Genomic DNA, 18,898 nt, shown 5'->3' with positions numbered 1-18,898 from the left:
ATAGTCCGGTTAGATCGGTGCAAGGATGTAGGACATCGACAGAAGGGAACCCAGATCATGCCGGACACCACAGTGTTGGCGCTGATAGGAAGCTTGCGGGCCGAGTCGGTCAACCGTCAGATCGCTGAGCTGGCCGCTGAGGTCGCCGAGGACGGTGTCACGGTCACGATCTTCGAGGGGCTCGGTGATCTGCCGTTCTACAACGAAGAGATCGACGACGTCATGAACCCCGATGCGCCGGTCCTGGCACCGGTGGCCGCGCTGCGCGCCGCTGCGGCTGACGCCGACGCAACCCTGGTGGTGACCCCGGAATACAACGGCAGTTACCCGGCGGTCATCAAGAACGCCATCGACTGGTTGTCCCGTCCTTTCGGCGACGGCGCTCTCAAAGGCAAACCGCTCGCGGTGATCGGCGGATCGTTCGGTCAGTACGGCGGGGTATGGGCACACGACGACACCCGCAAGTCGTTCGGGATCGCCGGCGCCGGGGTGATCGAAGACATCAAGCTCTCGCTGCCGTTCAAGTCGCTGAACGGACAGCACCCGCGCGAGCACGCCGAAGTCGCGGCAAACGTCCGCGACGCGGTGGGCAAGCTGGCAGCCCAAGTCAGCTAATTTTCGGCGAGCGCCCCGGCGGTACTTCCACCGCCGGGGCGCTTTGCTGTGTTGCGACGATCGGTGGGGCTTGTCGGTGCCGGATGGTAAGTCTGTTCCTATACCGCCGCGAGGTCGTTTTGTGACCTGCGACACGCCGAAGGCGCACCCGCGTCATGCCTTACGACCAGGGAATTTCATGAATGTGTTTCAGAACATCTTGTATCTGCACCCATGGGCGACCACTAGGTGTAGTGTTCCCGACACCGACAGACCCCAGGGTCACCTAGTCGGTCGGGACGCACCAGCCGGCATCGAGAGCCGGTTGGAGCGTCCCGGCGAGACGGGAATTCTGCGGCGTGGCGGATCGCTGAAATGCAGTACCTGAGTAGTTGCCAGTCACATCTTGTTCTACCGCCGACAGAGGGGTTGTACCGCATGAGCATCACCGTTTACACCAAGCCGGCCTGCGTGCAGTGCAACGCCACCTACAAGGCGTTGGACAAGCAGGGCGTCGCCTACGAGATCGTCGACATCACCTTGGACTCGGAGGCCCGCGACTACGTGATGGCTCTCGGTTACCTGCAGGCCCCGGTCGTGGTGGCCGGCAACGAGCACTGGTCGGGCTTCCGTCCGGACCGGATCAAGGCGCTCGGCGCAGCCGCAATGAGCGCCTGACCGGCCGGCGTAGCAAGACAGGGAGGGGATCGCCGTGCCGTCCTCCAGCCTGGTGTATTTCTCCAGCGTCTCGGAGAACACACATCGATTCGTGCAGAAGCTGGGCATCCCGGCCACGCGGATCCCGCTGCACGGCCGTATCGAGGTCGACCAGCCTTACGTGCTGGTGCTGCCCACCTACGGGGGCGGCCGCCCGACTCCGAACATCAACGACGGCGGTTACGTCCCCAAACAGGTCATCGCCTTCTTGAACAACGAAGACAACCGATCGTTGATCCGCGGCGTCATCGCCGCGGGCAACAACAACTTCGGTACCGAATTCGCCTATGCGGGCGACGTGGTGTCCCGCAAATGTGGCGTCCCTTATCTCTATCGCTTCGAACTCATGGGTACCCCCGACGACGTGGATGCGGTCCGCGCCGGCCTCGCTGATTTTTGGAAGGAACAGACGTGCCAACAACCGTCGCTGCAGAGCCTGTAACCACCGGCACGCACGCCCCCGGGGGCCCAGCGGAAACCGACTACCACGCGTTGAACGCGATGCTCAATCTGTATGACGCAGACGGCAAGATTCAGTTCGAGAAGGACCACGAAGCCGCGCATCAGTACTTCCTGCAGCACGTCAACCAGAACACGGTCTTCTTCCACAATCAGGACGAGAAGCTCGACTACCTGATCAAGGAGAACTACTACGAGCGCGAGGTGCTCGACGAGTACAGTCGCAACTTCGTCAAGACGCTGCTGGATCGCGCCTACGCCAAGAAGTTTCGGTTCCCGACGTTCCTCGGTGCCTTCAAGTACTACACCTCGTACACGCTGAAGACGTTCGACGGCAAGCGGTACCTGGAGCGCTTCGAGGACCGCGTCGTGATGGTGGCGCTGACCTTGGCGGCCGGCGACACCGGGCTGGCCGAGAAATTGGTCGACGAGATCATCGACGGCCGGTTCCAGCCGGCGACACCGACCTTCCTGAACTCGGGCAAGAAGCAACGTGGCGAGCCGGTGAGCTGCTTCCTGCTTCGCATCGAGGACAACATGGAGTCGATCGGACGCTCGATCAACTCCGCGCTGCAGCTGTCCAAGCGCGGCGGGGGAGTCGCGTTGCTGCTCAGCAACATTCGCGAGCACGGGGCGCCGATCAAGAACATCGAAAACCAGTCTTCGGGCGTCATCCCGATCATGAAGCTGCTCGAGGACTCGTTCTCCTATGCCAACCAGTTGGGCGCGCGCCAAGGTGCCGGCGCGGTGTACCTGCAGGCTCACCACCCCGACATCTACCGCTTCCTGGACACCAAGCGGGAGAACGCCGACGAGAAGATCCGGATCAAGACGCTGAGCCTGGGCGTGGTGATCCCGGACATCACCTTCGAGTTGGCCAAGAACAACGAGGACATGTACCTGTTCTCCCCGTACGACGTCGAGCGCGTCTACGGCGTGCCGTTCGCCGACATCTCGGTCACCGAGAAGTACTACGAAATGGTCGACGACGCGCGGATCCGCAAGACCAAGATCAAAGCGCGCGAGTTCTTCCAGACGCTGGCCGAGCTGCAGTTCGAGTCGGGCTACCCGTACATCATGTACGAGGACACGGTGAACCGGGCCAACCCGATCGAGGGCAAGATCACCCACTCGAACCTGTGCTCGGAGATCCTGCAGGTGTCCACGCCGTCGCTGTTCAACGACGATTTGTCGTATGCCAAAGTGGGCAAAGACATTTCGTGCAACCTCGGTTCGCTGAACATCGCCAAGACGATGGACTCGCCTGACTTCGCCCAGACCATCGAGGTGTCGATCCGCGCACTCACCGCGGTGAGCGACCAGACCCACATCTGGTCGGTGCCGTCGATCGAGCAGGGCAACAACGACTCGCACGCCATCGGGTTGGGGCAGATGAACCTGCACGGCTACCTGGCCCGCGAGCGCATCCTCTACGGGTCTGAAGAAGGCATTGACTTCACCAACATCTACTTCTACACGGTGCTGTATCACGCGTTGAAAGCATCGAATCGCATTGCGATCGAACGCGGTCACGCCTTCGGCGGCTTCGAGCGCTCGAAGTACAAGTCGGGCGAGTTCTTCGACAAATACACCGAGCAGGCGTGGGAACCCGAGACCGACAAGGTGCGTCAGTTGTTCGCCGACGCCGGCATCCGCATCCCGAACCAGGACGACTGGAAGCGGCTGAAGGAGTCGGTGCAGGCGCACGGCATCTACAACCAGAACCTGCAGGCGGTCCCGCCGACCGGCTCGATCTCTTACATCAACCACTCGACGTCGTCGATCCATCCGGTTGCGTCCAAGATCGAGATCCGGAAAGAAGGCAAGATCGGTCGGGCCTACTACCCGGCGCCGTACCTGACCAACGACAACCTGGAGTACTACCAGGATGCCTACGAAATCGGCTACGAGAAGATCATCGACACCTACGCCGCGGCCACGCAGCATGTGGACCAAGGGCTTTCGCTGACCTTGTTCTTCAAGGACACCGCGACCACCCGCGACGTCAACAAGGCGCAGATCTATGCCTGGCGCAAGGGCATCAAGACGCTGTACTACATCCGACTGCGGCAGATGGCGCTGGAAGGCACCGAGGTCGAGGGCTGCGTCTCCTGCATGCTGTGACACTCGGCCCCGAATGTGAATCCGGCGACAGGATCACGGCGTGTCCTGTCGCCAGATTCACCCTCGACCTCCCGAGGAATGCCAGGTCAGGTGCGGCGCCGAGGTATGGTGCTTGACGTGGTCAGAATTCCCCGGCCCCCGCTGCCGCACCCCGGGCCCAAGCCTGCGGTGAAGGTCGACGCGCGCAGCGAGCGGTGGAAAGAGCACCGCAAGAAGGTGCGCGCCGAGATCGTCGAGGCAGCATTTCGTGCCATCGATCGACTCGGCCCCGACCTGAGCGTGCGTGAGATCGCCGAAGAGGCCGGCACCGCGAAACCCAAGATCTACCGACACTTCACCGACAAGTCCGACCTGTTCCAGGCGATCGGTGAACGGCTGCGCGACATGTTGTGGGCTGCGGTCTTTCCGTCGATCGACTTCGCCAACGACTCGGTCCGCGAGATCATCCGGCGTACCGCCGAAGAGCACGTCAGCATGGTTGACGAGCATCCCAACGTGATGCGCTTCTTCATCCAGGGCCGCTTCCCCGAACAGGCGGAGTCGGCGGCGCGGACACTGAACGAAGGCCGCGAAATCACGCTGGCGATGGCGGAGATGTTCAACAACGAGTTGCGCGAGATGGAACTCGATCCCGCGGCCTTCGAACTCGCAGCATTCGCCGCCTACGGTTGCGCAGCGGCCGCCACCGACTGGTGGCTCGGGTCCGACGTAGACAGTCCGCGACGGATGCCCCACCCGCAATTCGTCGAGCACCTGGCCACCATCACGCTCGGCGTGATCAGCGGCACCGCGGAGATGATCGGCATCAAGCTCGACCCGGATCGGCCGATCCACGACGCGATGCCGCGCAATTCCGCTGCCAGTTAGCATCGACGCGTACGAAGGGCGCTGACGGCGATGTCGAGCGCGCCCAGGAATGGAGTGGCGGGTATGACTATTGCCGAGTCGGTCACCGAATCTGAAGCACCGGCGCCGCCCATCCGCACCCGCGCCGTGATCATCGGAACAGGATTCGCCGGCCTCGGAATGGCCATCGCATTGCAGCGGCGAGGCGTGGACTTCGTCATCATCGAGAAGGCCGACGACGTCGGCGGCACCTGGCGTGACAACAGCTACCCGGGGTGCGCCTGCGACGTGCCGTCGCATCTGTACTCGTTCTCCTTCGAGCCGAAAGCCACCTGGAGCAAACTGTTCTCGCCGCAACCGGAGATCCTGGACTACCTGCAGGGCGTGACCGAGAAATACGGTCTGCGTCGCTACATCCGCTTCGGCCAGAAGGTGAGCCACGCGCACTGGGACGACCGCGAATACCGCTGGCACGTCCTCACCGAGTCGGGGGACGAGTACGTCGCGCAGTTCCTGATCTCGGGCGCGGGCGCGCTGCACATTCCGAGCATGCCGAATATCGCGGGAATGGACGAATTTCAAGGCCCCGCCTTCCATTCCGCGCAGTGGGACCACAGTGTGGACCTGACCGGGAAGCGCGTCGCGATCATCGGCACCGGGGCCAGCGCCATCCAGATCGTGCCCGAGTTGGTGCGCCAGAGCGCCGGTGTCGCCGAGGTGCAGCTCTATCAGCGCACCCCGCCGTGGGTGGTGCCGCGTCCGAACAGCTTGCTGCCCAACGCTGTTCGTAAAGCCTTCGCGACCGTGCCCGGTCTGCGGCTGGCCGTGCGGTCCGGCATCTATTGGGGGCTGGAGGGTCTCGGCTTCGCCATGACCCAACGCCCGGGTCTGCTGCGGGCCGTCGAATTGGTCGGCAGATGGAACATCCGACGCAACGTGAAAGACAAAGACCTGCGTCGCCGGTTGACTCCCACGTATCGAGCCGGCTGTAAACGGATCCTTTACTCCGGCAGCTATTACCAAGCCGTCGCCAACCCGAAGGCGACATTGATCACCGACCGGATCGACCGCGTCACCGGCGACGGTATCGTCACTGACGACGGTGTCGAGCATCCCGCCGATGTCATCGTCTACGCCACCGGTTTCCACACCACCGACTCCTACTCCTACGTCGACGTGAAAGGTCCGCGCGGGGAGGATCTGGTGGACCGTTGGAACCGTGAAGGCGTTGTCGCACACCGCGGTATCGCGGTGGCCGATATGCCGAACCTGTTTTTCCTGCTTGGACCCAACACCGCCCTGGGTCACTCGTCGGTGGTCTTCATGATCGAGTCGCAGATCCACTACGTGGCCGAGGCGATCGCCGCAGTGGACAAAGCCGGCGCACAAGCGCTGGCGCCCAGTCGTTCTGCGCAGGACCGCTCCAACGGGGAACTTCAGACCAAGCTGGCCGGTTCGGTGTGGAACACCGGCGGCTGCAGCAGCTGGTACCTCGACGAGCACGGTGTCAACCGGACGCTGTGGAGCGGCATGACATGGCAGTACTGGCGCGAGACTCGCTCGCTGAAACTTGCGGAGTACAAGTTCTTCGGCGTGGGCACCGGTGCGCGGGCAAGGGTCAGCCGCGCAGCAAGCTGACGAACACCTCCGCGGCGGCGTCCACCCCTGCCTCGTCGTTGGTGGCAACGAGATCGAGCAACAGTCCGCGGATCACCGCCAGGCCCAGCCGGGCCGCCGCGGGCTCGGCCACGCTTTCGGTGAGGGCCAGCCAGTCGTCGACGGCACCCGGCACCATCCGGTCAAAGGGCTTCTCTCCGTTAGCTGCTCGCGCGTAGCACTCGAAGAACAGTCGCTCGAACTGGCGTAGCTCGGGGCGACGCACGTCGGACCACATCGCGGCGAAGTGCTCGGCAGGGCTCGACGGCAGATCGGGCAACACGTCCTTCTGACGGCGCTCGACCTCCTCGACGATGGCGACCAGGATGTCTTCTCGAGTGCCGAAGTGGTGCAACAGCATTCGATGGCTGGTGCCGACCGCGGCGGCTACATCACGCAGCGATCTGTCGCCGACGCCGCCGGCGGCGAACTCATCGACCAGGCTGTCCAGCAGCCGGCGACGCCGACTTCGGTCAGGGGCGCGAGCCACTGGAGCGGTGCAATTGCTCGGAGCGACTTTTCAGACCGTGGGCTTCGAGTTCGAGGAAACGCTTGGTCTTGTTCATCATCAGCCGCCCGACCAGGGCGCCCAGCAGCCCGCGCTGATCGAGCTGTTGACGCACCAGGGTGCGCCCGTCGGGCTGGGGGATCACGTCGTGGCGTGCACTGGTGTGGGCGCCGGGTGATCGTTGCACCCACGTCCACGACGAACCCGAGTTCACCTCGGTGACTTTCCACACCAGCTTCGACATACCCGGCTGCTTGATCGAAAACCGTTTGCCGACAGCCAAATCGGGACCATCGTGTGCGACCAGTGACGTCACCGACTCGGTCCAGTCGGGCCAGTGTTCGACGTCGCTGAACACCTCCCAGACCAGCTGGGCCGGGGCGTCGATCTCGATGCTGTCTTCGGTGAACATGTACCAAATGGTACATAAAAGTGTGTGGGTTGCCTAGAGCGGTTCGGAACGCGCCCGGCGGGTACGCATGGTGATCAGGCGCTGCTCGCGCGACACGCTGAACACAACTTGTTGTGTTCCATCGCCTTGTCGGACCCCAGGGGTAGTGTCTGTGACCTACGTAACGTCGAGTGTCCGTCCTGGTGAAGTGGGGTTCTGGTGAGTGAAGGAATGAAGCTGATCGACCGGGTTTCCGCGATCAACTGGAACCGTCTGCACGACGAAAAAGATGCAGAGGTCTGGGAGCGGTTGACCGGGAACTTCTGGCTGCCGGAGAAGGTGCCGGTCTCCAACGACATCCCGTCGTGGGGAACCCTGACGCCCAACGAGAAGCAGCTCACCATGCGCGTGTTCACCGGCCTGACGCTGCTGGACACGATTCAGGGCACAGTCGGCGCCGTCAGCTTGATCCCCGACGCGCTGACGCCGCACGAGGAGGCGGTGTACACCAACATCGCCTTCATGGAGTCGGTGCACGCCAAGAGCTACAGCTCGATCTTCTCCACGTTGTGCTCGACCGTCGAGATCGACGAGGCCTTCCGCTGGTCGGAGGAGAACCCGAACTTGCAGCGCAAGGCCGAGATCGTGATGGAGTACTACAAGGGCGACGAGCCGCTCAAGCGCAAGGTGGCCTCGACGCTGCTGGAGAGCTTCCTGTTCTACTCGGGCTTCTACCTGCCCATGTACTGGTCGAGCCGGGCGAAGCTGACCAACACCGCTGACCTGATCCGGCTGATCATCCGCGACGAGGCCGTGCACGGCTACTACATCGGCTACAAGTTCCAGAAGGGTCTGGCCCTCGAGGACGCGGCGACCCAGGCCGAGCTCAAGGACTACACCTACGAGCTGCTGTTCGAGCTGTACGACAACGAGGTCGAATACACCCAGGATCTCTACGACGAGGTCGGGCTCACTGAGGACGTCAAGAAGTTCCTGCGCTACAACGCCAATAAGGCTCTGATGAACCTCGGCTACGAGGCGTTGTTCCCGCGCGACGAGACCGACGTGAACCCGGCGATCCTGTCGGCCCTGTCACCGAATGCCGACGAGAACCACGACTTCTTCTCGGGCTCGGGTTCGTCGTACGTGATCGGCAAGGCCGTCGTGACGGAGGACGAGGACTGGAACTTCTGAGTTCCAGTTCTCAACCCTCCGTTCAGGTTCCGGCCATCTGAACTTTGCCGAAAGCGGTCGACGGGCAGTTCTAATAGCCGGATGTCGAATGCCCCGGTTCCGCAGCAGGTCGACTTGCAGTCGGCGTTCGCGCAACTGCGGCGTGTCACGAGCGTTTTGGCGCTGCTGTCGCGGCACCAAAACGATGCCCGCCTGCAGAATCTGATCGACAACCTGTGGCTCGACCGCCAGCGTCTTCGCTCCCGGATGACCCCCAGCGGCCTGATGAACGCCCCTGGCGACAACGAGCAAGTTCCGCTCGGCGACCGCTGGGACAACGAGATCCCCGCCCTGTACGTCTCGCACCTGACCGGTCGTCCCAGCTGGCCGTCCGATGAGACCTGCGAACTCCTCGAGCGCCACGTCGATATGTTCCGCGAAGAATTCGCCGGCATCGACCCGAACGAATACCAGGTAGATGCCCGAGACCACATGGGCGGCCTCACGGACGGCCGCAACTGGACGGTCTTCCCCTTCTACGACGGCTTCGGCAACCTTCAGGTCGACAACGCGCGCAAGTGTCCGAGAATCGCGGAATTCCTGAGCAGCCGACCCGACATCGGGGGCATCGGCTGCATGGCGTTCTTCTCGATCATGAACCCGCAGACGCACGTGCCGCCGCACACTTCGAACTCGAATACCCGTATGCGCTACCACCTGGGAATCGAAGTGCCGCAACGCGATGTCCATCTGCGGATTCACGACCAACGGATCACCTGGACCCAGGACAGGTGCATCAAAATCGACGACTCCTACGAGCACGAAGTCTTTCAGCAATCCGACCGGCGCCGGGTCCTGTTCATCCTCGACGTGCCGCATCCAGACCTTCGCCCCGAGGAAACCGAGTTTCTGCAGGAGTTCATGAGTTACACCACCGGCGTCGGCCTACCGGGCGGCTAGGGGACAGGTGCACAGAACGGCTGATCTTGTGGGTCCGCCGGCTCAACACGCGGCACGCGGCGGTTGAACGACGCGTGAACAGTGAATTTTGTCGGGTTCACAACGGACGACGCGGACCCGCAGCCGTGATACTGGTCTGATGGCGATCACACCAACGTCCGCGGCCACGTCGGCCGCCAACTTCTTTCGTTCGGTCATCAAGTGGCTGCAGGTCAGTTATCCCGAGGGAGTGCCCGCGCGCGACCGGGTCGCGCTGGTGGCTCTGCTGCGCAGCACACCCTTGACCGAGGACGAGATCACCGAGGTGGTCGACTCGATCGACGAGGAAGAGCTGTCCAACGGCACGGTCAACCGCGACGTCATTGCCGACTTCATCTCGGACCTGACCCACTACGACGCGGGCCCGGAGAACGTCGCCCGGGTCGCCGCGCGGCTGGCCGCCGCCGGCTGGCCGTTGGCCGGGATCGACGACCGGGCCGGCGCCTCGGGGTCCTAGCTCACAGCGTCGATATGTCGATCACGAAGCGGTAGCGCACGTCGCTCGCCAGCACCCGCTCGTAAGCCTCGTTGACGTAATCGGCTGCGATGACCTCGATTTCGGGCAGGGTGTTGTGCTCTGCGCAGAAGTCGAGCATCTCCTGGGTCTCGGCGATGCCGCCGATGTTCGACCCGGACAGGCTGCGGCGGGCCAACGCCAGCGGAAACGCCGGCACCTCCATCGGGTGCTCGGGAATGCCTAACTCGACGAGGGTGCCGTCGACGTCGAGCAGACCCAGATACGCGCTGAGGTCGAGGTTGGCCGAGACCGTGTTGAGGATGAGGTCGAAGTTGTTGCGCAACTTCTTGAACGTGTCGCCGTCTGCGGTGGCGTAGTACTCGCTGGCGCCCAGGCGCAGGCCGTCTTCCATCTTCTTCAGCGACTGGGACAGCACGGTCACTTCGGCGCCCATCGCGGCACCGAGTTTGACGCCCATGTGCCCCAGGCCGCCGAGGCCGATGATCGCCAGCCGGGTGTCCTTGCCGGCCTTCCAGTGCCGCAGCGGAGAGAACAGCGTGACGCCCGCGCACAGCAGCGGTGCCGCGGCGTCCAACGGCAGCGAGTCCGGGATCCGCACGACGAAGTTCTCGTTGACCACTACGGCCTGGCTGTAACCGCCCTGCGTGATCGTGCCGTCTTTGTCTTTGGCGTTGTAGGTGAAGGTCGCGCCGTTCTTGCAGTACTGCTCGAGGCCGGCGGTACAGCTGCTGCAGTGACCGCACGAATTCACCATGCAGCCCACACCGACGTGGTCGCCGACCTTGTGCTTGGTGACGTCCGCTCCGACCGCGGTGACCACACCCGCGATCTCGTGGCCCGGCACCACCGGGTAGTTGGGGACGCCCCACTCGGCTTTGACGGTGTGGATGTCGGAGTGGCAGATCCCGGCGAATTTGATGGCGATGGCGATGTCGTGCGGGCCGGGGTCGCGCCGCTCGATCGTGGTCTTGCTCAGATGCCCCGTCTTGTCGGTGGCGGCGTACGCGGAAACAGTGCTCATCAGTAATCCTCTTGAGTGCGCTTGATTTCGTATCAATCCTATTGAACGCCATCTAGATTAGCATAGATAGGCTATGTATCCGGTGGCTGCATCCGACCTCACACCGTCGACGACACGGCGCGGCGACTAGTTGATCGGAGCGTTGATCCAGCGCAGGTCGTCGATGATGCCGCGGGCGGCGATCACGCCCTCGCCGGTCTGCCAGATCTCGTTGTTGACCACGAACACCCGATTGTCGTGAGTAGCGGACAACTTTCGCCAAGCGTCGCTGCCGAAGATCGTCGGGGCACGATCTTTGGCGGCCGGGGAGTCGAAGGACACGTAGACCACGTCGGCGTCGGCCGCGGAGAAGTTCGCGTCACCCGTCAGATCGTTGTCGGTGCTCTTCACCTCGATGTATGCCTTGTCGTTAAACCGTTGCGCCGCAGGGCGATCCACGCCGATCGCGGTCAGTACGCTGCCCGGGAAGTTGTCGACCCCGTAGATGCGCACCGAGTTCTCGGTGAACTGGACGATCGAGGCCTGGAAGTGGGCGGCGTCACGCGCGGCGCCGTCGTCGTGTGCTTTCGTGGTGAACCGCTCGACGAGGTCGCCGGCCGCGTCGCCCCGAGCGGTCGCTTCGCCCACCCCGCGCAAATTGTCCTGCCAGGCAGCGCCGGGCGACCCGGTGAACACCGTCGGCGCGATCGTCGCCAATTCCGGATACAGCTTCGGTGTCAGCGCTTGTGAACCGAGGATCAGATCCGGCTTGGCGGCCCGGATGGCGCCGAGATCCGGGCTGTTCCGTGTGCCCACACCGGGAAGCTTGTGGATGACGGTGCCCAGGTACGACGGCTGGTCGGCCGCACCCTCCGGCAACGCTGCGCCGACGATCCGCGACTGCAGGCCGAGGGCGCACAAGGTGTCGAGTTGGTCGCCGGAGAGCACGACGATGCGCTGTGGGTCGTCGGGGACCTCGGTGGTGTCGGGGCGGACCCCGGCGGCGTTGTGCGCGATGTGCGGGGTCGGACCTGGGTCCGGGCCGGCCGGCTCGGGTGCGCACGACTCGTCGGGCCGCCGCTGGTTGCCCAGCACACCGGCGCCGGCAATCTGCGTGGTGCTGGTGATCACCGACGGCGCGTTGCCGCCCTGGGGGGACTGTGACGTACAACCGGCGCCGGCCGCGGCGCACATGATTGCTGTCACAGCAGCGGCGAAAGCGGGTCGGACACCCCTGAGCAGCACGGCTCCGACGTTAACATCCGGGCAGGTGACAGGGGCCGCGCCGAGCAGGCGGTGGCGCGGCGCACAGTGTTCACCGGCCAATTACGACAGTTTGTAGGACCTGTCCGTCATCCCGCGTTTTCGGAGGCTAGACTCAAAACCCTGTGATCGTGGTTGCCCTGCTCGACATTTGGAGGAGCTCTTGACTGCCGAAGCGCCCCCGCTGGGAGAACTCGAGGCTAGTCGCCCGTACCCGCCTCGAACAGGCCCCAAAGGCAACCTGATCTACAAGCTGATCACCACCACCGATCACAAGCTGATCGGGATCATGTACGTGGTCACGTGCTTCATCTTCTTCTTCGTCGGCGGCCTGTTGGCGCTGCTGATGCGCACCGAGCTCGCGGCACCGGGACTGCAGTTCCTGTCCAACGAGCAGTACAACCAGCTGTTCACCATGCACGGCACGATCATGTTGCTGTTCTATGCGACGCCGATCGTGTTCGGTTTCGCCAACCTGGTGTTGCCGCTGCAGATCGGTGCGCCGGACGTGGCATTCCCACGGCTGAACGCCTTCTCGTTCTGGCTGTTCCTCTTCGGTGCGTTGATCGGCATGGCCGGCTTCATCACCCCCGGTGGCGCCGCCGACTTCGGCTGGACCGCGTACACGCCGCTGACCGACGCCATTCACTCTCCGGGTGCCGGTGGCGACCTGTGGATCATGGGTCTGATCGTCGCCGGTCTGGGCACCATCCTCGGTGGGGTCAACATGATCACCACGGTCGTGTGCATGCGCGCACCCGGTATGACGATGTTCCGGATGCCGATCTTCACCTGGAACATCCTGGTGACGTCGATCCTGGTGCTGCTGGCCTTCCCGCTGCTGACCGCGGCGCTGTTCGGGCTGGCCGCTGACCGGCACCTGGGTGCCCACATTTACGACTCGGCGAATGGCGGAGTCCTGTTGTGGCAGCACCTGTTCTGGTTCTTCGGGCACCCCGAGGTGTACATCGTCGCGTTGCCGTTCTTCGGCATCGTCACCGAGATCTTCCCGGTGTTCTCGCGCAAGCCGATCTTCGGTTACACGACGCTGGTCTACGCGACGCTGTCGATCGCCGCACTGTCGGTGGCGGTGTGGGCCCACCACATGTTCGCCACCGGCGCGGTTCTGCTCCCGTTCTTCTCGTTCATGACCTACCTGATCGCGGTGCCGACCGGCATCAAGTTCTTCAACTGGGTCGGCACGATGTGGAAGGGGCAGTTGACCTTCGAGACCCCGATGCTGTTCTCGATCGGCTTCATGATCACGTTCCTGCTGGGTGGCTTGACCGGTGTGCTGCTGGCCAGCCCGCCCCTGGACTTCCACGTCACGGACAGCTACTTCGTGGTCGCGCACTTCCACTACGTGCTGTTCGGCACCATCGTGTTCGCGACCTTCGCAGGCACGTACTTCTGGTTCCCCAAGATGACCGGGCGTCTGCTCGACGAGCGGCTGGGCAAGCTGCACTTCTGGCTGACGTTCATCGGGTTCCACACGACGTTCTTGGTGCAGCACTGGTTGGGCGACATCGGTATGCCTCGCCGGTACGCCGACTACCTGCCGACCGACGGGTTCCAGGCCTACAACGTGGTCTCGACGATCGGCGCGTTCATCCTCGGGGTGTCGATGATCCCGTTCGTCTGGAACGTCTTCAAGAGCTGGCGCTACGGCGAAGTGGTCACCGTGGACGACCCGTGGGGTTACGGCAACTCGCTGGAGTGGGCGACCAGTTGCCCGCCGCCACGGCACAACTTCACCGAACTGCCGCGCATCCGCTCCGAGCGCCCCGCGTTCGAGCTGCACTACCCGCACATGGTCGAACGAATCCGCGCCGAGGCGCATGTGGGCCGGTCGCACGGCCCGTCGGACGGCGACGTCACCCGAGCAGACGACGTCCAAGTTCGTTCGTGATCGCTTCTCGCGGAGGCAATCTGGGGTGAGTACCCCTGCCAAGGTGTCGGCGTTGATCACCGTCACCGGTCACGACAAGCCAGGTGTGACGTCGGCGTTGTTCGGTGTGCTCTCCGAGCGCAAGCTCGAATTGCTCAACGTCGAGCAGGTAGTGATCCGGGGTCGGCTGACACTGGGTGTGCTGGTGACCGCGCCCGCAGAAGTCCTCGACGGCAAAGCTTTTCACGACGAAGTCAAGGCGGCCATCCACTCAGTCGGGCTGGACGTCAGCATCGAACGCAGCGACGAGCTTCGCATCATTCGGGAGCCGTCGACGCACACGATCATGGTGCTGGGTCGCCCGATCACCGCCGCGGCGTTCGGGGCGGTCGCCCGTGAGGTCGCGGCGCTCGGCGTCAACCTCGATCTGATCCGCGGCGTCTCCGACTATCCGGTGACCGGTCTGGAACTTCGGGTCTCGGTACCACCCGGGGTCGGGGGCCGGCTGCAGGAAGTGCTGACCCGGGTCGCCGCCGACGTGGGCGTCGACGTCGCGCTGGAGGACTACAGCATCGCGCGTCGGGCCAAGCGTCTGATCGTGTTCGACGTCGACTCCACGCTCATCCAGCAGGAAGTCATCGAGATGCTGGCGGCGCGGGCGGGAGCCGAAGAGGCCGTCAAAGCCATCACCGACGCCGCCATGCGCGGTGAGCTGGACTTCGCCGAGTCGCTGTATCAGCGGGTCGAGACGCTCGCCGGGCTGCCGGCCGAGGTGCTCGACGACGTCGCCGAAGACATCGAGCTGACTCCCGGCGCGCGCACCACGATCCGCACGCTGCGCCGGCTGGGATACCACGTCGGCGTGGTGTCGGGTGGTTTCCGGCAGGTCATCCAACCGCTGGCCGACGAGCTGATGCTGGACTTCGTCGCGGCCAACGTCCTGGAGGTCGTCGACGGCAAGCTGACCGGACGTGTGGTCGGCGAGATCGTCGATCGAGCCGGGAAAGCCAAGGCGTTGCGCAACTTTGCCAGCCAGGCCGGCGTGCCGATGGCACAGACGGTCGCGGTCGGCGACGGTGCCAACGACATCGACATGCTGTCCGCCGCCGGCTTGGGCATCGCGTTCAACGCCAAGCCCGCGCTGCGCGAAGTCGCCGACGCCTCGCTGAGCCACCCCTACCTGGACACCGTGCTGTTTCTGCTCGGCGTGACACGCGGTGAGATCGAGGCGGCTGACGCGCTCGACGGCGTCGTGAGCCGCGTCGACATCCCGACGGACTTCTGACGGGCGGTGCTCATCCCGCCGAACCGGTCGCGCGGCCGGTACGGCACGATGGGCGGGTGGCCGAAAACGCTGGCGAGGCAGTCGACCCCGACCTGCTGATCGACTTCACCGACGTGACTCTGCGTCGCGATGGCCACACCCTGGTCGGGCCGGTGACCTGGTCGGTCGAGCTCGATGAGCGCTGGGTGATCATCGGGGCCAACGGCGCAGGTAAGACATCGCTGCTGCGCATCGCCGCGGCGGCTGAGCATCCCACCTCCGGGGTGGCCTACGTGCTGGGGGAGCGGATCGGCCGGGTCGACATGGCCGAGCTGCGTTCACGGGTGGGCTTGAGTTCTTCGGCGCTGGCGCAACGTATTCCCGGCAACGAGCTGGTCCGGGATCTGGTCGTCTCGGCCGGTTACGCGGTGCTGGGCCGGTGGCGGGAACGTTACGAAGACGTCGACTACCACCGAGCTGTCGACATGCTGGAAAGCCTGGGCGCCGAGCACCTAGGGGATCGCCGCTACGAAACGCTGTCCGAAGGTGAGCGCAAGCGGATCCTGATCGCCCGCGCATTGATGACCGACCCCGAACTGCTCCTGCTCGACGAGCCCGCCGCCGGTCTCGACCTCGGTGGACGCGAGGAGCTGGTGGCCCGACTGGCCGATCTGGCGGCCGATCCCGATGCGCCCGCTCTGGTGCTGGTCACCCACCACGTCGAGGAAATCCCACCGGGTTTCAGCCACTGCATGCTGTTGGCGGAGGGGCAGATCGTCGCGGCGGGATTACTGTCCGACGTGCTGACAGGCGACAACTTGTCCGCCGCGTTCGGCCAGGCGATCGAGGTGGACGTGATCGACGGGCGCTACTTCGCTCGTCGTACCCGCACCCGGGCGGCACATCGGAGGCTCTGATGACTGACGACACGTTCATACCGCTGCCGGTCCGACCGGCCGCGACGGTGATGCTGATGCGCGATGACGCCGACGGCATCGAATTGTTCCTCATGCGTCGTCATTCGAAGATGGAGTTCGCCCCGGGAACCATGGTCTTCCCCGGCGGAGGCGTCGACGATCGCGACCGCAATGCCGATATCGCCTGGGCCGGTCCGCCGCCGGACTGGTGGGCCGAACGCTTCGGTATCGACGCCGAGCTGGCGACGGCGCTGGTGTGTGCGGCGGCCCGGGAGACGTTCGAGGAGTCCGGGGTGTTGTTCGCCGGGCCTGCAAACGACCCGGACGGCATCGTCGGAGACGCCTCGGTCTATGCCGAGGCACGCCGTGCGTTGGACGCTCGGACGCTGTCGTTCGCCGACTTCCTGCGCCGGGAAGATTTGGTGCTGCGGGCCGATCTGCTTCGGCCTTGGGCGAATTGGGTGACGCCGGAAGCGGAGCGGACCCGTCGATACGACACCTATTTCTTCGTGGGTGCGCTGCCGGCGGGTCAGCGGGCCGACGGGGACAACACCGAGTCCGACCGTGCCGCCTGGACGACACCGGCCGCGGCGATCGCTGATTTCGAAGCCGGCCGGTGTTTTCTGCTGCCGCCCACCTGGACCCAACTGGACTCGCTGAACGGGCACACCGTCGCCGACGTGCTCGCGGTCGAACGTCGGATAGTGACCGTGCAGCCGAACGTCGAAATCGACGGCGACAACTGGATTTTCGAGTTCTTCGACTCCGACCGCTACCACCGTGCCCGCAAAGCCGGCGGGATGAGATGGCACTTGTGAGCGAGTTCGTCAGCGTCCACCTCGATCCCGGCCATCCCGGTGTGGGCGCGATCGTGCTGTCCAGGCCACCGACCAACGCCCTGACGCGACAGGTCTACCGGGAGATCGAGCAGGCCGCGGCGACCGTGAGCAGTGACGACGGCATCGAGGCCGTCATCCTGTTCGGCGGCCACGAGATCTTCTCCGCGGGCGACGACATGCCGCAACTGCGCACGCTCATTGCTTCGGAGGCCGAGAGCTGGCTTCGCGTGCACCGCGCCGCCGTCGATGCCGTGGCGGCGATTCCGAAGCCGACCGTCGCCGCGATCACCGGTTACGCCCTGGGTGCCGGACTGGGCCTGGCGCTGGCCGCGGACTGGCGGGTGAGCGGTGACAACGTCCGGTTCGGGGTGACGGAGATCCTGGCCGGCCTGGTGCCCGACGGCGACGGCATGGGCCGATTGGCCCGCACGGTCGGTGCCAGCAAGGCCAAGGATCTGGTGTACAGCGGTCGGTTCTTCGACGCCGAAGAGGCGCAGGTCCTGGGGCTGGTCGATGAGTTGGTCGCCCCTGACGGGGTCTACGACGCCGCGGTGGCGTGGGCCGGCCGCTTCGTCGAGACTCCTGGCGTCGCACTCGCCGCGGCCAAGGCCGTCATCAACGAGCAGTGCACGTTGGCTCCGGCCGAGCGTTGGGACGCCGAACGTCGGCGTTACCTGCAGGTATTCGATGCCAGCCAGTCGGCGGTCAAGGCATCGCAGACCCCGCCACCGTCGAGCGGGTAGTGACCGCGACGGGCGGGCCCCACGCCGGCCCGGTGCGGCGATAGGCTGGTCGACCATGACCAGTACCGACCCGGCGCCGCAGCCGCACGCCACCGCTGAGCAGGTCGAAGCCGCCCGTCACGACAGCAAGCTGGCCCAGGTTCTCTACCACGACTGGGAAGCGGAGAGTTACGACGAGAAGTGGTCGATCTCCTACGACCAGCGCTGCGTCGACTACGCGCGAGACTGCTTCGACAGCGTTGTTCCCGACGACGAGATTCACCGGCTGCCCTACGACAACGCCCTCGAATTAGGTTGTGGCAGTGGATTTTTCCTGCTGAACCTGATCCAGTCCGGGGTGGCCCGGCGCGGATCGGTCACCGACCTGTCTCCGGGTATGGTCAAGGTCGCAACGCGCAACGGTGAATCGCTGGGCCTCGACGTCGACGGCCGGGTCGCCGACGCCGAGCGCATCCCATATGACGACGATTCGTTCGACCTTGTCGTCGGACACGCTGTACTGCATCATATTCCGGACGTCGAACTGACCCTGCGCGAAGTGCTTCGCGTGCTGCGGCCCGGTGGCCGATTCGTGTTCGCGGGCGAGCCGACCACCGTCGGCAACAGCTACGCGCGCACACTGTCGACGCTGACCTGGCGGGTCGCCACCAACGCGACCAAGTTGCCCGGCCTGGACAGCTGGCGCCGCCCGCAGGCCGAGCTCGACGAGTCCTCACGCGCAGCGGCGCTGGAGTCCATCGTCGACCTGCACACCTTCGCACCGGCCGACCTGGAAAAGATGGCCACCGCCGCCGGCGCTGTCGATGTCGACACAGCCACCGTCGAATTCACCGCGGCAATGCTCGGCTGGCCGCTGCGGACGTTTGAATACGCGGTCCAGCCGGAGAAGCTGGGCTGGGCTTGGGCTAACTTCGCGTTCACCAGCTGGAAGGTGCTGAGCTGGGCGGACGCCAATGTATGGCGTCACGTAGTGCCCAAGGGTTGGTACTACAACGTCGAGATCACCGGGGTCAAGCCGTCCTGAAATTCAGTCTCGACG

19 protein-coding genes are annotated in these 18,898 nt (G+C 64.5%); 15 read left to right on the top strand and 4 right to left on the bottom strand.

The genetic code is table 11. The annotated features are described in order from the left end of the window. Positions 1-57 precede the first annotated feature (57 nt). The 6 genes from ACZYW1_RS03925 to ACZYW1_RS03900 all read left to right on the top strand — a co-directional run bounded on the left by ACZYW1_RS03925 (position 58) and on the right by ACZYW1_RS03900 (position 6,378). Positions 58-615, top strand: a complete 558-nt coding sequence (locus ACZYW1_RS03925; protein WP_463783438.1) for an NAD(P)H-dependent oxidoreductase — start codon at positions 58-60, stop codon at positions 613-615. 417 nt (positions 616-1,032) lie between these two features. Continuing rightward, positions 1,033-1,272 (top strand): redoxin NrdH, encoded by a 240-nt coding sequence (locus tag ACZYW1_RS03920; protein WP_463783436.1) that lies wholly within the window; start codon positions 1,033-1,035, stop codon positions 1,270-1,272. 34 nt (positions 1,273-1,306) lie between these two features. Then, positions 1,307-1,753, top strand: coding sequence for a class Ib ribonucleoside-diphosphate reductase assembly flavoprotein NrdI (gene nrdI, locus ACZYW1_RS03915; RefSeq protein ID WP_463783435.1), 447 nt, complete (start codon positions 1,307-1,309; stop codon positions 1,751-1,753). Beyond that, complete coding sequence (nrdE, locus tag ACZYW1_RS03910) at positions 1,723-3,894, top strand: class 1b ribonucleoside-diphosphate reductase subunit alpha (protein WP_463783433.1); 2,172 nt, start codon at positions 1,723-1,725, stop codon at positions 3,892-3,894. The genes nrdI and nrdE overlap by 31 nt, the downstream gene beginning before the upstream one ends. A gap of 117 nt (positions 3,895-4,011) precedes the next feature. After that, the gene (locus tag ACZYW1_RS03905) at positions 4,012-4,761 is read left to right on the top strand and encodes a TetR/AcrR family transcriptional regulator (RefSeq protein WP_463783431.1); all 750 of its coding nucleotides are present in this window, start codon (positions 4,012-4,014) and stop codon (positions 4,759-4,761) included. Positions 4,762-4,824: 63 nt separating this feature from the next. Then, a complete protein-coding gene (locus tag ACZYW1_RS03900; RefSeq protein WP_463783429.1) occupies positions 4,825-6,378 on the top strand; it encodes a flavin-containing monooxygenase in 1,554 nt (517 codons plus the stop codon). Here ACZYW1_RS03900 and ACZYW1_RS03895 read toward each other — a convergent pair. Both ACZYW1_RS03895 and ACZYW1_RS03890 read right to left on the bottom strand, forming a co-directional pair. After that, positions 6,359-6,886 (bottom strand): TetR/AcrR family transcriptional regulator, encoded by a 528-nt coding sequence (locus ACZYW1_RS03895; RefSeq protein ID WP_463783428.1) that lies wholly within the window; start codon positions 6,884-6,886, stop codon positions 6,359-6,361. The two genes, ACZYW1_RS03900 and ACZYW1_RS03895, sit on opposite strands and share 20 nt — an antisense overlap. Then, positions 6,870-7,316, bottom strand: coding sequence for an SRPBCC family protein (locus ACZYW1_RS03890; RefSeq protein WP_463783426.1), 447 nt, complete (start codon positions 7,314-7,316; stop codon positions 6,870-6,872). The genes ACZYW1_RS03895 and ACZYW1_RS03890 overlap by 17 nt, the downstream gene beginning before the upstream one ends. Before the next feature lie 210 nt (positions 7,317-7,526). Between ACZYW1_RS03890 and nrdF the strand changes: the two genes are divergently transcribed. From nrdF to ACZYW1_RS03875, 3 genes are all read left to right on the top strand, one after another. Beyond that, entirely contained in the window at positions 7,527-8,489 is a 963-nt protein-coding gene (gene nrdF / locus ACZYW1_RS03885) for a class 1b ribonucleoside-diphosphate reductase subunit beta (RefSeq protein ID WP_463787666.1), read from the top strand. Between the two features lie 81 nt (positions 8,490-8,570). Then, the gene (locus ACZYW1_RS03880) at positions 8,571-9,428 is read left to right on the top strand and encodes an aspartyl/asparaginyl beta-hydroxylase domain-containing protein (RefSeq protein ID WP_463783425.1); all 858 of its coding nucleotides are present in this window, start codon (positions 8,571-8,573) and stop codon (positions 9,426-9,428) included. Between the two features lie 139 nt (positions 9,429-9,567). Next, complete coding sequence (locus ACZYW1_RS03875) at positions 9,568-9,924, top strand: DUF3349 domain-containing protein (protein WP_463783423.1); 357 nt, start codon at positions 9,568-9,570, stop codon at positions 9,922-9,924. A 1-nt stretch (position 9,925) separates the two neighbouring features. On the opposite strand, the gene ACZYW1_RS03870 is transcribed toward ACZYW1_RS03875, so the two are convergent. Beyond that, a complete protein-coding gene (locus ACZYW1_RS03870) occupies positions 9,926-10,966 on the bottom strand; it encodes an NAD(P)-dependent alcohol dehydrogenase (RefSeq protein ID WP_463783422.1) in 1,041 nt (346 codons plus the stop codon). Positions 10,967-11,092: 126 nt separating this feature from the next. Continuing rightward, positions 11,093-12,190, bottom strand: coding sequence for an iron-siderophore ABC transporter substrate-binding protein (locus ACZYW1_RS03865; RefSeq protein WP_463783421.1), 1,098 nt, complete (start codon positions 12,188-12,190; stop codon positions 11,093-11,095). A gap of 181 nt (positions 12,191-12,371) precedes the next feature. On the opposite strand from ACZYW1_RS03865, the gene ctaD reads away from it, so the two are divergent. From ctaD to ACZYW1_RS03835, 6 genes are read left to right on the top strand one after another with little or no spacing between them, the layout of a single operon-like run. Continuing rightward, positions 12,372-14,117, top strand: coding sequence for an aa3-type cytochrome oxidase subunit I (gene ctaD, locus ACZYW1_RS03860; RefSeq protein ID WP_463783419.1), 1,746 nt, complete (start codon positions 12,372-12,374; stop codon positions 14,115-14,117). A 25-nt stretch (positions 14,118-14,142) separates the two neighbouring features. Continuing rightward, complete coding sequence (serB, locus tag ACZYW1_RS03855; RefSeq protein WP_463783417.1) at positions 14,143-15,381, top strand: phosphoserine phosphatase SerB; 1,239 nt, start codon at positions 14,143-14,145, stop codon at positions 15,379-15,381. Positions 15,382-15,437: 56 nt separating this feature from the next. Further along, positions 15,438-16,277, top strand: a complete 840-nt coding sequence (locus tag ACZYW1_RS03850; protein ID WP_463783416.1) for an ABC transporter ATP-binding protein — start codon at positions 15,438-15,440, stop codon at positions 16,275-16,277. Beyond that, the gene (locus tag ACZYW1_RS03845; protein ID WP_463783414.1) at positions 16,277-17,095 is read left to right on the top strand and encodes an NUDIX hydrolase; all 819 of its coding nucleotides are present in this window, start codon (positions 16,277-16,279) and stop codon (positions 17,093-17,095) included. The genes ACZYW1_RS03850 and ACZYW1_RS03845 overlap by 1 nt, the downstream gene beginning before the upstream one ends. Next, on the top strand, positions 17,083-17,859 hold the full coding sequence (locus ACZYW1_RS03840; protein ID WP_463783413.1) for an enoyl-CoA hydratase: 777 nt from the start codon (positions 17,083-17,085) through the stop codon (positions 17,857-17,859). Before ACZYW1_RS03845 ends, ACZYW1_RS03840 begins: the two co-directional genes overlap by 13 nt. A gap of 55 nt (positions 17,860-17,914) precedes the next feature. Beyond that, a complete protein-coding gene (locus ACZYW1_RS03835; protein WP_463783410.1) occupies positions 17,915-18,883 on the top strand; it encodes a class I SAM-dependent methyltransferase in 969 nt (322 codons plus the stop codon). Positions 18,884-18,898: the final 15 nt, after the last annotated feature.

This window comes from Mycobacterium sp. IDUB_36 (assembly GCF_055419225.1).
The sequence above is the reverse complement of the archived record's forward strand: the minus strand, read 5'-3'. Positions and strand labels throughout refer to the sequence as shown.

Coding starts and splice junctions, on each gene's coding strand:
- ACZYW1_RS03875 (WP_463783423.1), top strand. CDS start 9,568: ATGGCGATCACACCAACGTCCGCGGCCACGTCGGCCGCCAACTTCTTT.
- ACZYW1_RS03840 (WP_463783413.1), top strand. CDS start 17,083: ATGGCACTTGTGAGCGAGTTCGTCAGCGTCCACCTCGATCCCGGCCAT.
- ACZYW1_RS03870 (WP_463783422.1), bottom strand. CDS start 10,966: ATGAGCACTGTTTCCGCGTACGCCGCCACCGACAAGACGGGGCATCTG.
- ACZYW1_RS03925 (WP_463783438.1), top strand. CDS start 58: ATGCCGGACACCACAGTGTTGGCGCTGATAGGAAGCTTGCGGGCCGAG.
- ACZYW1_RS03835 (WP_463783410.1), top strand. CDS start 17,915: ATGACCAGTACCGACCCGGCGCCGCAGCCGCACGCCACCGCTGAGCAG.
- ACZYW1_RS03890 (WP_463783426.1), bottom strand. CDS start 7,316: ATGTTCACCGAAGACAGCATCGAGATCGACGCCCCGGCCCAGCTGGTC.
- ACZYW1_RS03880 (WP_463783425.1), top strand. CDS start 8,571: ATGTCGAATGCCCCGGTTCCGCAGCAGGTCGACTTGCAGTCGGCGTTC.
- ACZYW1_RS03920 (WP_463783436.1), top strand. CDS start 1,033: ATGAGCATCACCGTTTACACCAAGCCGGCCTGCGTGCAGTGCAACGCC.
- ACZYW1_RS03900 (WP_463783429.1), top strand. CDS start 4,825: ATGACTATTGCCGAGTCGGTCACCGAATCTGAAGCACCGGCGCCGCCC.
- nrdF (WP_463787666.1), top strand. CDS start 7,527: ATGAAGCTGATCGACCGGGTTTCCGCGATCAACTGGAACCGTCTGCAC.
- ACZYW1_RS03845 (WP_463783414.1), top strand. CDS start 16,277: ATGACTGACGACACGTTCATACCGCTGCCGGTCCGACCGGCCGCGACG.